Source organism: Mycobacterium sp. E2238, from assembly GCF_001672665.1.
Lineage (GTDB): Bacteria > Actinomycetota > Actinomycetes > Mycobacteriales > Mycobacteriaceae > Mycobacterium.
Window position 1 is genome coordinate 1 of sequence record NZ_LZKF01000240.1, and the last position, 13762, is coordinate 13762.

General features: G+C 69.8%; 13 protein-coding genes and 2 pseudogenes. 10 read left to right on the forward strand and 5 right to left on the reverse strand.

The genetic code is table 11. The annotated features are described in order from the left end of the window. Nucleotides 1-74: 74 nt before the first annotated feature. From A5711_RS21680 to A5711_RS21695, 4 genes and pseudogenes are all read right to left on the reverse strand, one after another. A pseudogene (locus tag A5711_RS21680) lies at nucleotides 75-545 on the reverse strand (GNAT family N-acetyltransferase); the annotation flags it as partial. Between the two features lie 4 nt (nucleotides 546-549). Continuing rightward, nucleotides 550-1755, reverse strand: coding sequence for a serine hydrolase (locus tag A5711_RS21685; protein WP_067950167.1), 1206 nt, complete (start codon nucleotides 1753-1755; stop codon nucleotides 550-552). 5 nt (nucleotides 1756-1760) lie between these two features. Beyond that, complete coding sequence (locus A5711_RS21690) at nucleotides 1761-2129, reverse strand: STAS domain-containing protein (RefSeq protein ID WP_231972190.1); 369 nt, start codon at nucleotides 2127-2129, stop codon at nucleotides 1761-1763. A 68-nt stretch (nucleotides 2130-2197) separates the two neighbouring features. Beyond that, complete coding sequence (locus A5711_RS21695) at nucleotides 2198-2830, reverse strand: class I SAM-dependent methyltransferase (RefSeq protein ID WP_156673470.1); 633 nt, start codon at nucleotides 2828-2830, stop codon at nucleotides 2198-2200. Between the two features lie 160 nt (nucleotides 2831-2990). Here A5711_RS21695 and A5711_RS21700 point away from each other — a divergent pair, with 160 nt between their 5' ends. From A5711_RS21700 to pyrF, 8 genes are all read left to right on the forward strand, one after another. Continuing rightward, complete coding sequence (locus tag A5711_RS21700) at nucleotides 2991-3419, forward strand: cellulose-binding domain-containing protein (RefSeq protein ID WP_067950173.1); 429 nt, start codon at nucleotides 2991-2993, stop codon at nucleotides 3417-3419. Between the two features lie 231 nt (nucleotides 3420-3650). After that, a complete protein-coding gene (gene pyrR / locus A5711_RS21705; protein WP_067950176.1) occupies nucleotides 3651-4223 on the forward strand; it encodes a bifunctional pyr operon transcriptional regulator/uracil phosphoribosyltransferase PyrR in 573 nt (190 codons plus the stop codon). Further along, nucleotides 4220-5176, forward strand: a complete 957-nt coding sequence (locus A5711_RS21710; RefSeq protein ID WP_067950177.1) for an aspartate carbamoyltransferase catalytic subunit — start codon at nucleotides 4220-4222, stop codon at nucleotides 5174-5176. The genes pyrR and A5711_RS21710 overlap by 4 nt, the downstream gene beginning before the upstream one ends. Next, nucleotides 5173-6465, forward strand: coding sequence for a dihydroorotase (locus A5711_RS21715; RefSeq protein WP_067950179.1), 1293 nt, complete (start codon nucleotides 5173-5175; stop codon nucleotides 6463-6465). The genes A5711_RS21710 and A5711_RS21715 overlap by 4 nt, the downstream gene beginning before the upstream one ends. Beyond that, nucleotides 6462-6962 carry a transporter gene (locus A5711_RS21720; RefSeq protein ID WP_067950186.1) on the forward strand — a complete coding sequence of 167 codons (501 nt, stop codon included), beginning with the start codon at nucleotides 6462-6464 and terminating at the stop codon, nucleotides 6960-6962. Before A5711_RS21715 ends, A5711_RS21720 begins: the two co-directional genes overlap by 4 nt. Further along, nucleotides 6959-8095, forward strand: coding sequence for a glutamine-hydrolyzing carbamoyl-phosphate synthase small subunit (gene carA / locus A5711_RS21725; protein ID WP_067950181.1), 1137 nt, complete (start codon nucleotides 6959-6961; stop codon nucleotides 8093-8095). The genes A5711_RS21720 and carA overlap by 4 nt, the downstream gene beginning before the upstream one ends. Continuing rightward, nucleotides 8095-11454: a carbamoyl-phosphate synthase large subunit gene (gene carB, locus A5711_RS21730; protein WP_067950183.1), complete on the forward strand. Its 3360-nt coding sequence runs from the start codon at nucleotides 8095-8097 to the stop codon at nucleotides 11452-11454. The genes carA and carB overlap by 1 nt, the downstream gene beginning before the upstream one ends. Next, nucleotides 11451-12278: an orotidine-5'-phosphate decarboxylase gene (gene pyrF / locus A5711_RS21735; RefSeq protein ID WP_067950184.1), complete on the forward strand. Its 828-nt coding sequence runs from the start codon at nucleotides 11451-11453 to the stop codon at nucleotides 12276-12278. The genes carB and pyrF overlap by 4 nt, the downstream gene beginning before the upstream one ends. A gap of 77 nt (nucleotides 12279-12355) precedes the next feature. Here the strand turns inward: pyrF and A5711_RS21740 are convergent, their stop codons facing one another. Continuing rightward, entirely contained in the window at nucleotides 12356-12778 is a 423-nt protein-coding gene (locus A5711_RS21740; protein WP_066945151.1) for a molybdopterin-binding protein, read from the reverse strand. A 466-nt stretch (nucleotides 12779-13244) separates the two neighbouring features. Between A5711_RS21740 and mihF the strand changes: the two genes are divergently transcribed. Both mihF and A5711_RS26530 read left to right on the forward strand, forming a co-directional pair. Next, complete coding sequence (gene mihF / locus A5711_RS21745) at nucleotides 13245-13559, forward strand: integration host factor, actinobacterial type (RefSeq protein ID WP_007171927.1); 315 nt, start codon at nucleotides 13245-13247, stop codon at nucleotides 13557-13559. A gap of 49 nt (nucleotides 13560-13608) precedes the next feature. Further along, nucleotides 13609-13762, forward strand: a pseudogene (locus A5711_RS26530) (guanylate kinase); the annotation flags it as partial.

Consider the following 13762-nt stretch of genomic DNA (forward strand, 5'->3'; position numbering starts at 1 on the left):
CTGAGCCGCAGGACAGCCTGCTCTACGCCAGGATTCTGCGCTGAGCAGACTGTGCGTCCAGGGCGGGGTCACCGGCGGGCCAGCCGCCCCTCCAACACGAAACCGGCACGCTCGAGCAGCCGCGCCGAACGCTCGTTCTCCACATTGCAGGTGGCCCACACCCGATACACCGCCCGGTCGCTGTCGAGCGCGGTCAACAGCATGTCGATCACCTCGGCCATCACGCCCTTGCCCCACCACCGTCGGCCCAGGCAATACCCGATCTCGACCGAGTGCGGCACCGGGCGCCGGCAGCTGGCCAGCCCGACGACCTCACCGCTGTGCCGCAACTCGATCGCCCAGGTCCGGTCGTCGGCCGTTGCGTTGAGCTTCTCGGTGATCACCCGCCGCGTCGCCGCCACGTCGGGATGCGGGGCCCACATCAGGTACTTGGTGACCTCGGGGTCGCGGGCCACCCGCTGGAACAGTGCCCCGGCGTCGTCGAGCACGGGCCGGCGCAGCACCAGCCGGGGCCCGGTGATGCGGTCGGGTGGGTAATCGGCCACGGGGCTAGAGGCCGAGCGCTTGATAGGTGCGGCGGACGAATTTCGGCTGCACCGATTGCAGCTTGGCCAGCGAGGTGTTACCGGCTACCGCGGCCGCCACGTCCGCGGACATGTCGGGCAAATTCTGGACGAGATAGATCAGGACCAGATCGGCGCTCGGGTCGGCCTGCCACCACGTCCCGTAGGCGCCCGGCCAGCTGAATGTCCCGAGCCCGCCGGGGCCGAACAGCGGCGCGCTCTTGGTGGGGTCGGTCACCACCGACAGATTCAGGCCGAAGCCGCGGCCCACCCAATACGGCGCCCCGAGAAAGTTGTGCCGCTTATGTTCGTCGGTGAGCCGGTCGGTGCGCATCAGGCGGGCGGATTCGGGTGACAACACCCGCACGCCGTCGATCGTCCCGCCGCCGAGCAGCATCCGCACGAACCGCAGGTAGTCGTCGGCGGTCGACCACAGGCCGCCACCCGCGTTGGGGAACGACGGCGGCGTGATGTGCGGCGGACCCATCACGTCGTGGTGCAGCTGGCCCTGCCCGTCGAGCCGGTACATGGTCGCGGCGCGGCGGCGCGCCTCGGGGGACACGAAGAACCCGGTGTCGGGCATGCCCACCGGGCCAAGCACCCGTTCGTCGAGAACCTGGTGGAACGGCTTGCCCTCGATGCGTGCCGCGATGACGCCCAGCAGGTCGATGGAGTGGCTGTAGGTAAGTCGGTCGCCCGGCTGATGCACCAGCGGCAGCTTGGCCAGCTCGGCCAGCCAGGCGTCCGGGCCGTTGTTGAACGGCAGCCGCACGTAGGCCTTGGCGATCGGCCCGGACACCGAGAATCCGTACGCCATGCCGCTGGTGTGGGTGAGCAGATCCTCGATGAGGATGGCGCGCTGCGCCGGATGCGTCCGGTCCAGGGGGCCGTGCGGGTCGTCGAGGACCCGCACGTCGGCGAGCTCGGGCGCCCAGCGCACGATCGGGTCTTTCAGTGTCAGCTTGCCCTCGTCGACCAGGCTCATCACCGCCGCGACGGTGACCGGCTTGGTCATCGACGCGATCCGGAACAGCGTGTCGCGCTGCATCGGTAGGTCCGCGTCCACATCGCGGTAGCCGATTTCGTTGACCTGCAGCACTTCTCCGCGCTGCCACACCAGCGTCAGCGCACCGGCGAGCATGCCCGCGTCGCACACTTCGCGGACGGAGGCCGCATTGGCGTCGAGATTCACCCGAATCAGGTTAGCGTCGGGCCCGGGGGAGCCGCGGCCAAGGCTTCATCCACGGTGGGGTAGAGGTCGATGAACTCGTCGAGGCCCACGATGCGCAGCGGCCGGCTGGTTGCCGAGCCGTCGGCCGCCACCCGCAGTGACGTCGGGCTGTTCTCGGTCAGGCGATGCACCTCGACCAGCACGGTGATGCCGGCGGAGGACAGGAAATCGACCTCGGTGAGGTCGATGACGAGCACCGCGGGGGTGTCGGTGAGGGCAATGTCGATGTGCGTGGCGAGCGAGGGCGCGGTGATGATGTCCACCACACCACTGACCTGCAGCACCACCGCGTCACCTGCATCGCGGCGGCTGACCCAGAACTCCTCGCTCCTCACCATCCGAACGTACTGTCTTCTCCGCAACGGCCGATCACCCGGGCCGACTCTTGGCCGGGCGGGTTCGGTCAGCGCCGCTGCGCGCGGACGTACCAGAACGCCATTTCGACCTGCGCGCCCTCGACCTCGCGGCGCATCGTGGCGGGTTCCAGCGACGCGATGTCCCAGCCCGCGCCGCCGAGGACGTCGCGCAGGGTGGACTCCGAGACCGCGGGCCGGGGCCACCGCTCGTCGGGGGCGTTGGCGTCGGAGAAGCAGCTGATCAGCAGCGTGGCGCCCGGCCTGGTCGCCCGGTGCGCCGCGGCCGCATAGTGGCGCTTGCCGTCGTCGTCGAGGCAGTGGAACATCCCGCTGTCGACAACGGTGTCGAACGCCTCGGTGTAGCCCTCCAGCTTGGTGGAGTCAGCCACCGCGAACGTCACGTCGACCCCGGCGTCATGGGCCCGGCGCTGGGCGGTCACCAGCGCGGTGGGCGAGATGTCCAGCCCGGTGACCCGGAACCCGTTCTGCGCCAGGTAGATGGCGTTGTCGCCGAGCCCGCAGCCGATGTCCAGGACGTCACCGTGAACCCAGCCGCCGCCGTGCCAGGCGATGACGTTGTCCTTGGGCGCCTTGGTATCCCACGGGGGTGTGGCCATCGGCGGGATGCCCTCGCCGGGGCTCTCGCCGCGGTAGAGCGCGTCGAAGTCCATTTGCTGCAGTCTGGAGAAGCCCGAGCCGGTCATTTTCGCCAGGGTAGCGCGGCATCGTGTCCCCAGTGTGGCGGCCAAAATTTCATCCCGGTTTCGGTTGGGCAAAGGTACTGCAGCGTGCCCGCGATGCGCGGGCCGATATCGCCTGCTTGGTTTTAGTGTTGGCCGCATGGCCGAACTGAAGTATCGCGTGAAGCGCTGGCGCACAGCGCTTCACGCATCCGTGTCGGCAGTGCTGGTTGCCGCCCTCGGGCTCGCCATCTCCCCGGCGGCTCACGCGGCTGCGGCCTCGGCGACGTTGTCGGTGGAACATGCGTGGCAGACCGGTTTCATCGCCAACTTCACCGTCACCAACTTGAGCACGGCGCCGCTCACCGACTGGCGGCTTGACTTCGACATGCCGGCGGGACAGTCCGTCGTGCACACGTGGAACAGCAACGTCACCCAGTCGGGCACCCACTTCGTCCTGACCCCCGCGAACTGGAATCGCAGCATCGCACCGGGTGGCTCAGCCACCGGTGGGCTGCGAGGCGTGGTGATCGGTTCCTTCACGCCGCCGTCGAACTGTCTGCTCAACGGGCAAGTTCCCTGCACCTAGCGGCGGCTGCGCACCGAGACTCGCGGTAGGGCGCGCGTCGAAGCCCTCCGCCGCGGTGGGCGAAGCCCGAGCCCAGCGGGACACCTGGGACCGGTGGGGCTGGGCGGGCCTTCCTCGACGGCGCCACCCGTGCCTCACACCGGCGCGCTCGCGAAGAAGTGCTACGCTGCCGGGCAGTCGACATCCTTTAACGATCCGTCCGGCGAGGCGGAGAAGGAGGTCAAGTCTCGTATGGGTGCTTTGGGTGAGAGCGGCGTGGGCCGCGAATCCCGGGAATTGATGTCGGCGGCCGACGTGGGTCGCACCATTTCCCGTATCGCACACCAGATCATCGAAAAGACCGCTCTGGATGGTCCCGACGCGCCGCGGGTGGTGCTGTTGGGAATTCCGACCCGCGGCGTGATCCTGGCCAAGCGCCTGGCCGCCAACATCGCCGAGTACAGCGGTGTGCAGGTAGGTAACGGCGGCCTCGACATCACCCTCTACCGCGACGATCTGATGCAGAAGCCGCCGCGGCCGCTCGAGGCCACCTCGATCCCGGCCGGCGGCATCGACGACGCCCTGGTGATCCTCATCGACGACGTGCTGTACTCCGGGCGCTCGGTGCGCTCAGCGCTGGACGCGCTGCGTGACGTCGGCCGGCCGCGGGTGGTGCAACTCGCGGTGCTGGTCGACCGCGGCCATCGCGAGCTGCCGCTGCGCGCGGACTACGTCGGCAAGAACGTCCCCACCTCGCGCAGCGAGAGCGTGCACGTGCTGCTGGCCGAGCAGGACGGTCGCGACGGGGTGGTGATCTCGCGATGACGCGTCACCTGCTGGCGGCCGGCGACCTGAGCCGCGACGAGGCCACCGCCATCCTCGACGACGCGGACCGGTTCGCCGAGGCGCTGGTGGGCCGCGAGATCAAGAAGCTGCCGACGCTGCGCGGGCGCACCGTGATCACGATGTTCTACGAGAACTCCACCCGCACCCGGGTGTCGTTCGAGGTGGCCGGCAAGTGGATGAGCGCCGACGTGATCAACGTCAGCGCTGCCGGATCGTCGGTGGGCAAGGGGGAGTCGCTGCGCGACACCGCATTGACGCTGCGGGCGGCCGGCGCCGACGCGCTGATCATCCGCCACCCGGCGTCCGGCGCGGCACACCTGCTGGCCGAGTGGACGGGCAGCGCGAACGAAGGCCCCTCGGTGATCAACGCCGGGGACGGCACCCACGAGCACCCGACGCAGGCGCTGCTCGACGCGCTCACCATCCGCCAGCGCCTCGGCGGCATCGAGGGCCGGCGCATCGTGATCGTCGGCGACATCCTGCACAGCCGGGTCGCCCGCTCCAACGTCATGCTGCTGAACACCCTGGGCGCCGAGGTGGTGCTGGTGGCGCCGCCGACGCTGTTGCCGGTAGGGGTCGACGGCTGGCCGGTCACCGTGGCAGGCGACTTCGACGCCGAATTGCCCGCCGCCGACGCCGTGCTGATGCTGCGGGTGCAGGCCGAGCGGATGAACGGCGGCTTCTTCCCGTCCGTGCGCGAATACTCCTCCCGCTACGGGCTTTCCGACCGCCGCCAGGCCATGCTGCCCGGCCACGCCGTGGTGCTGCATCCGGGGCCGATGCTGCGGGGCATGGAGATCGCGTCGTCGGTGGCCGACTCGTCGCAATCGGCCGTCCTGCAGCAGGTTTCCAATGGCGTGCACGTGCGGATGGCGGTGCTGTTCCATGTGCTGGTGGGCGCGGAATCCGCCGGAGAAGAGGGCGTGGCATGAGCGTGCTGATTCGCGGGGTCCGGCTGTACGGCGAGGGCGAACGGGTCGACGTGCTCGTCGATGACGGCCAGATCGCCGAAATCGGTACGGGCCTGGAGATTCCCGACACCGCGGACGTCATCGACGCCACCGGTCACGTGCTGTTGCCGGGACTGGTCGACCTGCACACCCATCTGCGCGAACCCGGCCGCGAGTACGCCGAGGACATCGAAACCGGTTCGGCCGCAGCGGCGTTGGGCGGCTACACCGCGGTGTTCGCGATGGCCAACACCAACCCGGTCGCCGACAGCCCGGTGGTCACCGACCACGTGTGGCACCGCGGCCAACAGGTCGGCCTGGTCGACGTGCACCCCGTCGGCGCCGTCACCGTCGGACTGGCCGGGGCGGAACTGACCGAGATGGGCATGATGGCGGCCGGGGCCGGCCAGGTCCGGATGTTCTCCGACGACGGCATCTGCGTGCACGACCCGCTCGTGATGCGCCGCGCCCTCGAGTACGCCACCGGCCTGGGGGTGCTCATCGCCCAGCACGCCGAGGAACCCGGGCTGACCGTCGGCGCCGTCGCCCACGAGGGACCGACCGCCGCCCGGTTGGGGCTCTCGGGATGGCCGCGGGCCGCCGAGGAGTCGATCGTGGCCCGCGACGCGCTGCTGGCGCGGGACGCCGGCGCCCGCGTCCACATCTGCCACGCGTCCACCGCGGGCACCGTCGAGATCGTGAGATGGGCCAAGGAGCAAGGGATTTCGATCACCGCCGAGGTCACCCCACATCACCTGATGCTCGACGACGGCAGGCTGGCCAGCTACGACGGGCGCAATCGCGTCAACCCGCCGCTGCGCGAGGCCGCCGACGCGGTGGCGCTGCGCCAGGCCCTGGCCGACGGTGTCATCGACTGTGTGGCCACCGACCATGCCCCGCACGCCGAGCACGAGAAGTGCGTGGAATTCGCCGCGGCCCGTCCCGGCATGCTGGGTCTGCAGACCGCGCTGTCGGTCGTGGTGCAGACGATGGTGACTCCGGGGCTGTTGACCTGGCGTGACGTCGCGCGGGTGATGAGTGAAAACCCCGCGCGCATCGTCGGGCTGCCCGATCACGGCCGTCCGCTGGAGGTGGGGGAGCCGGCCAACCTGACCGTGGTGGATCCCGACGCCACCTGGACGGTCGCCGGGTCGGATCTGGCCAGCCGGTCCGCCAACACGCCATTCGAGTCGATGGCGCTGCCCGCCACCGTCACGGCGACCCTGTTGCGCGGCAAGGTCACCGCTCGAGACGGGAAGTGCCCGGCATGAACTCCGCCACGCTGGTGGGTTCGTTGATCTTTGCGGCCGTGCTGGTGGTGGTCATCGCGGTGGTGATCCAGCTGATGATGCGCGGCTGGCGGCGCCGTTCGCAGCGACAGGCGGAGCTGATCGGCGAACTGCCCGACGTGCCCGACCAGGTGGGCGCGGCGATCGTGACCACCCGCGGCCACTACTGCGGTTCCATGATGGCGCCGGATTGGAACGAGCGGATCGCCGCCGGCGATTTGGGTTACCGAAGCAAAGGGGTGCTGACCCGCTACTCCGGCGGAATCATGGTGGAACGGCTGCGGGCGCAACCGATTTGGATCCCAAACGACTCGATCAGCGCTATCCGCATGGAGCGCAGCATGGGGGGCAGGGCGCCGGCCCGGATCGGGATATTGGCGATTCGGTGGCGCCTGCCGTCGGGGGTCGAGATCGACACCGGCTTTCGCGCAAACCACCGCGACGACTACGCCGAGTGGCTGAAAGAGGAAGCAGCGTGACAGACAAGGCCCTACTGGTACTCGAGGACGGGCGGGTCTTCACCGGCACGCCGTTCGGCAAGGTTGGCGAAACACTGGGCGAGGCCGTGTTTTCCACCGGCATGTCCGGCTACCAGGAGACGCTGACCGATCCCAGCTATCACCGGCAGATCGTGGTGGCCACCGCGCCCCAGATCGGCAACACCGGCTGGAACGGTGAGGACGGTGAGAGCCGCGGCGACAAGATCTGGGTCGCCGGCTACGCGGTGCGCGACCCGTCGCCGCGCGCGTCCAACTGGCGCGCCACCGGCACCCTGGAGGACGAGCTGGTGCGCCAGCACGTCGTCGGCATCGCCGGCATCGACACCCGCGCGGTGGTGCGCCACCTGCGCACCCGCGGATCGATGAAGGCGGGGGTGTTCTCCGGAGAGGCGCTCGCCGACCCTGACGAACTGGTGCGGCGGGTGCGCGGGCAGCAGTCGATGCTGGGCGCCGACCTGGCCGGCGAGGTCAGCACCCCGGAGCGCTACGTCGTGGAACCCGAAGGGCCGCAACGCTTTACGGTGGTAGCGCTGGACCTGGGCATCAAGACCAACACCCCGCGCAATTTCGCGCGCCGCGGCGTCCGCAGCCACGTGCTGCCGTCGTCGACGAGCTTCGAGCAGATCGCCGACATCGCACCCGACGGCGTGTTCTTGTCCAACGGCCCCGGCGACCCCGCGACCGCCGACCACGTCGTCGCGCTCACCCGCGAGGTGCTGGGCGCCGGGATTCCCTTGTTCGGCATCTGCTTCGGCAACCAGATACTGGGCCGGGCGCTGGGCCTGTCCACCTACAAGATGGTGTTCGGCCATCGCGGCATCAACATCCCGGTGATGGACCACGCGACCGGGCGGGTGGCGGTGACCGCACAAAACCACGGCTTCGCGCTGGAAGGCGAGGCCGGCCAGTCCTTCGACACCCCGTTCGGGCAGGCCGTCGTCAGCCACACCTGCGCCAACGACGGGGTGGTCGAGGGCGTCAAACTCGCTGACGGGCGGGCGTTCTCGGTGCAGTACCACCCCGAGGCCGCCGCCGGTCCCCACGACGCGGAATACCTGTTCGACCAATTCATCGACCTGATGGCCGCCCGACAGAGCGAAAGGGGGCGCTAGTGCCGCGTCGCACCGACTTGCGTCACGTGCTGGTGATCGGCTCGGGGCCGATCGTCATCGGCCAGGCGGCCGAATTCGACTACTCCGGCACCCAGGCCTGCCGGGTGCTGCGGGCGGAGGGGCTGCAGGTCAGCCTGATCAACTCCAACCCGGCCACCATCATGACCGATCCGGAGTACGCCGACCACACCTACGTCGAGCCCATCACCCCGGCGTTCGTGGAGCGGGTGATCGCCCAGCAGGCCGAGCGCGGCAACAAGATCGACGCGCTGCTGGCCACGCTGGGCGGGCAGACCGCGCTCAACACCGCCGTCGCGCTGCACGAGAACGGGGCGCTGGAGCGCCACGGTGTCGAGCTCATCGGGGCCGACATCGACGCGATCCAGCGCGGCGAGGACCGGCAGATGTTCAAGGACATCGTCGCCAAGGTCGGCGGTGAATCCGCCCGCAGCCGGGTGTGTTTCACGATGGAAGAGGTTCGCGAGACGGTCGAGGAGCTCGGCCTGCCGGTCGTGGTGCGCCCCAGCTTCACCATGGGCGGCCTGGGCTCGGGCATGGCGCGATCCGTCGAAGAGGTCGACCGGATGGCCGGCGCCGGCCTGGCCGAAAGTCCCAGCGCCAACGTGCTGATCGAGGAATCGATCTACGGCTGGAAGGAATTCGAGCTCGAGCTGATGCGCGACGGCAACGACAACGTGGTCGTGGTCTGTTCGATCGAGAACTTCGACCCGATGGGCGTGCACACCGGCGACTCGGTCACCGTCGCGCCGGCCATGACGCTCACCGACCGGGAATACCAGCGGATGCGGGACCTGGGCATCGCGATCCTGCGCGAGGTCGGCGTGGACACCGGCGGCTGCAACATCCAGTTCGCGATCAACCCGGCCGACGGCCGGCTGATCGTCATCGAGATGAACCCCCGGGTGTCGAGGTCCAGCGCCCTGGCCTCCAAGGCCACCGGCTTCCCGATCGCCAAGATCGCCGCCAAGCTGGCCATCGGGTACAGCCTCGACGAGATCGTCAACGACATCACCAAGGAAACGCCGGCCTGCTTCGAACCCACCCTCGATTACGTCGTCGTCAAGGCGCCGCGGTTCGCGTTCGAGAAGTTCCCCGGGGCGGATCCGACCCTGACCACCACGATGAAGTCCGTTGGCGAGGCAATGTCGTTGGGCCGCAACTTCATCGAGGCACTCGGCAAGGTGATGCGGTCACTGGAGACCACCCGCGCGGGTTTCTGGACCAAGCCGGACCCGGACGGGGGGGTCGGTGAGGTGCTCGACCGGCTGCGCACCCCGACCGAGGGGCGGCTTTACGACATCGAACTGGCGCTGCGGCTGGGCGCCTCGGTCGAGCAGGTCGCCGAGGCCAGCGGTGTCGACCCGTGGTTCGTCGCCCAGATCGGCGAGCTGGGCAAGCTGCGCACCGAGTTGCTCGACGCCCCGGTGCTCGACACCGACCTGCTGCGGCGGGCCAAACACAGCGGGCTCTCGGACCGCCAGATCGCCGCCCTGCGGCCGGAATTGGCGGGGGAGAACGGCGTGCGCTCGCTACGCGAGCGGCTCGGTATCCACCCGGTGTACAAGACGGTCGACACCTGCGCGGCGGAGTTCGAGGCCAAGACGCCTTACCACTACAGCAGCTACGAACTCGACCCGGCGGCCGAGACGGAGGTGGCCCCGCAGACCGAGCGGCCCAAGGTGCTGATTCTCGGGTCGGGCCCCAACCGCATCGGCCAGGGCATCGAGTTCGACTACAGCTGCGTGCACGCGGCAACCACGTTGAGCCAGGCCGGTTTCGAGACCGTGATGGTCAACTGCAACCCCGAGACGGTGTCCACCGATTACGACACCGCCGACCGGCTGTATTTCGAGCCGCTGACGTTCGAGGACGTCCTCGAGGTGTACCGCGCCGAACAGCAGTCGGCCGGCGCGGGTCCCGGGGTGGTCGGCGTCATCGTGCAACTGGGCGGCCAGACCCCGCTCGGGTTGGCGCAGCGCCTGGCCGACGCCGGGGTGCCCATCGTGGGCACCCCGCCGGAGGCGATCGATTTGGCCGAGGACCGCGGCGCGTTCGGCGACGTGCTGACGGGCGCCGGGTTGCCGGCGCCGAAGTACGGCATGGCAACGACTTTCGCGCAGGCCCGCCGAATCGCCGACGAGATCGGTTATCCGGTGCTGGTGCGGCCCTCGTACGTGCTGGGCGGCCGCGGGATGGAGATCGTCTACGACGACGAGACGCTGGAGGGCTACATCACCCGCGCCACCGAGCTCTCGCCCGAGCACCCGGTGCTGGTCGACCGCTTCCTCGAGGACGCGGTCGAGATCGACGTCGACGCGCTGTGCGACGGCGCGGAGGTTTACATCGGCGGCATCATGGAGCACATCGAGGAGGCCGGCATCCACTCCGGCGACTCGGCGTGCGCGCTGCCGCCGGTCACGTTGGGCCGCAGCGACATCGAGAAGGTGCGCCACGCGACGGAGGCCATCGCGCACGGCATCGGGGTGATCGGCCTGCTCAACGTGCAATACGCGCTGAAGGACGACGTGCTCTACGTCCTGGAGGCCAACCCGAGGGCGAGCCGGACCGTGCCGTTCGTCTCGAAGGCCACCGCCGTCCCGCTCGCCAAAGCGTGCGCCCGGATCATGTTGGGCGCCACCATCGCCCAGCTGCGCGACGAAGGCATGCTGGCGACGTCCGGCGACGGCGCCCACGCGGCCTGGAACGCCCCGATCGCGGTCAAGGAGGCGGTCCTGCCGTTCCACCGCTTCCGCCGCGCCGACGGGGCCGCCATCGACTCACTGCTGGGCCCCGAGATGAAGTCGACCGGCGAGGTGATGGGCATCGACCGCGACTTTGGCAGCGCCTTCGCCAAGAGCCAGACCGCCGCGTACGGGTCGCTGCCGGCCGAGGGCACCATCTTCGTCTCGGTCGCCAACCGGGACAAGCGGTCGCTGGTCTTCCCCGTCAAGCGCCTTGCCGACCTGGGCTTCCGCGTGCTGGCCACCGAGGGCACCGCGGAGATGTTGCGCCGCAACGGGATTCCGTGCGACGAGGTTCGCAAGCACTTCGAGCCCGCGCAGCCGGGCCGCCCGGCGGTATCCGCCGTCGACGCGATCAAGGCCGGCGAGGTCGACATGGTGATCAACACGCCCTACGGCAATTCCGGCCCACGCATCGACGGCTACGAGATCCGTTCGGCCGCGGTGTCGGTCAACATCCCCTGCGTCACAACGGTGCAGGGCGCGTCGGCCGCCATCCAGGGCATCGAGGCCGGCATCCGCGGCGACATCGGCGTGCGGTCCCTACAGGAACTGCACAGCCTCATGGGCCAGGGCACCGGCGAAGGCGCCCGGTGACGGGCTTCGGCGTCCGGCTGGCCGACGCCAAGGCGCAACGCGGCCCGCTGTGCGTGGGCATCGACCCGCACCCCGAGCTGCTACGCGCATGGGATTTGCCGACGACCGCCGACGGGCTGGCCGCGTTCTGCGACATCTGCGTCGAGGCGTTCGCCGGTTTCGCCGTCGTCAAGCCCCAGGTGGCGTTCTTCGAGCCCTACGGCGCCGCCGGGTTCGCCGTGCTGGAACGCACCATCGCGGCCCTGCGGTCGGCCGGCGTGCTGGTGCTGGCCGACGCGAAGCGCGGCGACATCGGCAGCACGATGGCGGCGTACGCCGCCGCCTGGGCGGGGGACTCGCCGTTGGCCGCCGACGCCGTGACGGCCTCGCCGTACCTGGGGTTCGGCTCGCTGCGGCCGCTGCTGGAAGCCGCCGCGGCGCACGATCGCGGCGTGTTCGTGTTGGCGGCCACCTCCAACCCGGAGGGGGCGACCGTCCAGCGCGCCGCGTTCGACGGCCGCACGGTCGCCCAGCTGGTCGTCGACCAGGCCGCGGTGGTGAACAAGTCCGCCACGCCGTCCGGACCCGGCTACGTCGGCGTGGTGGTGGGCGCGACGGTCCTGCAGGCCCCCGACCTCAGCGCGCTGGGCGGGCCGGTCCTGGTGCCGGGGCTGGGCGTGCAGGGCGGCCGGCCGGAGGCGCTTGCCGGGCTCGGCGGGGCGCATCCCGGCCAGCTGCTGCCCGCGGTGGCCCGCGAGGTGCTGCGCGCCGGGCCGGGAGTCCCCGAGCTGCGGGCGGCCGGCGAGCGGATGCTGGACGCGGTGGCCTATCTGGGAGCCCCCTAGACGCCCCGCTGGGCGCCGAGCGCGGTCCCTACGCACTCCGAAACGCCACGAGCCGCGCCCGAGGCCTCAGGCGCGCGTCAGTCCGACGCGATCGACGTGCTGGGCCGGGCGGTCTCCACGATCACCGTGGTGGCCTTGACGACCGCCACGGCGACACTGCCGGGCCGCAGCTGCAGTTCCTCGGCGGCCTCGGTACTCATCAGCGAGACGACGGTGAACGGGCCGCACTGCATCTCCACCTGGGCCATCACCTTGTCGCTGGTGACCTTGGTGACCAGGCCGACGAAGCGGTTGCGGGCGGAGCTGCCGATGCTCAGCGGGTCCGGCGGCGGGGCGGGCGCGTTGGTCCGGGAAAACCGGGCCAGGTCCTCGCTGGCGATGACCTTGCGGCCGGCCGCGTCATGACTGACCGACAACGAACCTTGGTTGATCCATCGCCGGACGGTGTCGTCGCTGACTCCGAGCAGCTCAGCGGCCTGACGGATCCGCAGGTTCGACACCGCTAGATGGTAACCCGGCCGGTGTTAGCTGGAGCCGGTACCAGCAATCGTCACCTGGTCGAACCGCGCAGGACAGCATCACCGCGACACGCGCGACACGCGACGAAAAATGCGTGATCCCCGGCACGAGGAGTTTCCGCTCGCCGAGGCCGGCCTTCGCCGCCGCCCCCGCGACGCCGACCGCGCCGCCTCGACGCGCTAAAACCGCTGCTCAGGGCGCTGATTGCGGCGCTCGACAGGGCGATGCGGGCGCGCGGAAGGCACCGGTCGCCACCGCCGTCGCCGATGCCCGGCGAACCGGATTTTCGGGCCGCGCGCGGGGCTCATGCTGGGAGTTTGCCCCCCAAACCAGGGGGTCGGGTTAGATTTCGTCAGGAGGCCTGAGTACGGTCGTCTCCGCTGGCTGAAGTGCCGGCAGAGACAAAAAGCGATCGATTGAGATTGATTGATCAGATACGGAGGAATCGTGGCCCTTCCCCAGTTGACCGACGAGCAGCGCGCGGCCGCGTTGGAGAAGGCGGCTGCCGCACGTCGAGCGAGAGCAGAGCTCAAGGACCGGCTGAAGCGCGGCGGCACCAACCTCACGCAGGTGCTCAAGGACGCCGAGACCGACGAAGTCCTGGGCAAGATGAAGGTTTCCGCGCTGCTTGAGGCGTTGCCCAAGGTGGGCAAGGTCAAAGCACAGGAAATCATGACCGAGCTGGAGATCGCCCCCACCCGCCGCCTGCGTGGCCTGGGCGATCGGCAGCGCAAGGCCCTGCTGGAAAAGTTCGGCTCCTAACCCGGCCTCGGCCAACCCGCCCTGTGGGCGCACCGGCCCGGGAGCGCCAGTGAGCGCCGGCGGGGGACCGGACGTCGAGCACGGGACGCGTCCCACACCACCTGGCAAGGGACGCGTGGTCGTGCTGTCCGGTCCCTCCGCGGTCGGCAAGTCGACAGTGGTCCGGTGCCTGCGCGAGCGGATACCGGACCTGCATTTCAGCG

What these genes read in the sequence shown, in the direction of transcription:
- A5711_RS21700 (WP_067950173.1), top strand. Translation starts at nt 2,991, where the DNA reads ATGGCCGAACTGAAGTATCGCGTGAAGCGCTGGCGCACAGCGCTTCAC.
- pyrR (WP_067950176.1), top strand. Translation starts at nt 3,651, where the DNA reads ATGGGTGCTTTGGGTGAGAGCGGCGTGGGCCGCGAATCCCGGGAATTG.
- A5711_RS21710 (WP_067950177.1), top strand. Translation starts at nt 4,220, where the DNA reads ATGACGCGTCACCTGCTGGCGGCCGGCGACCTGAGCCGCGACGAGGCC.
- A5711_RS21715 (WP_067950179.1), top strand. Translation starts at nt 5,173, where the DNA reads ATGAGCGTGCTGATTCGCGGGGTCCGGCTGTACGGCGAGGGCGAACGG.
- A5711_RS21720 (WP_067950186.1), top strand. Translation starts at nt 6,462, where the DNA reads ATGAACTCCGCCACGCTGGTGGGTTCGTTGATCTTTGCGGCCGTGCTG.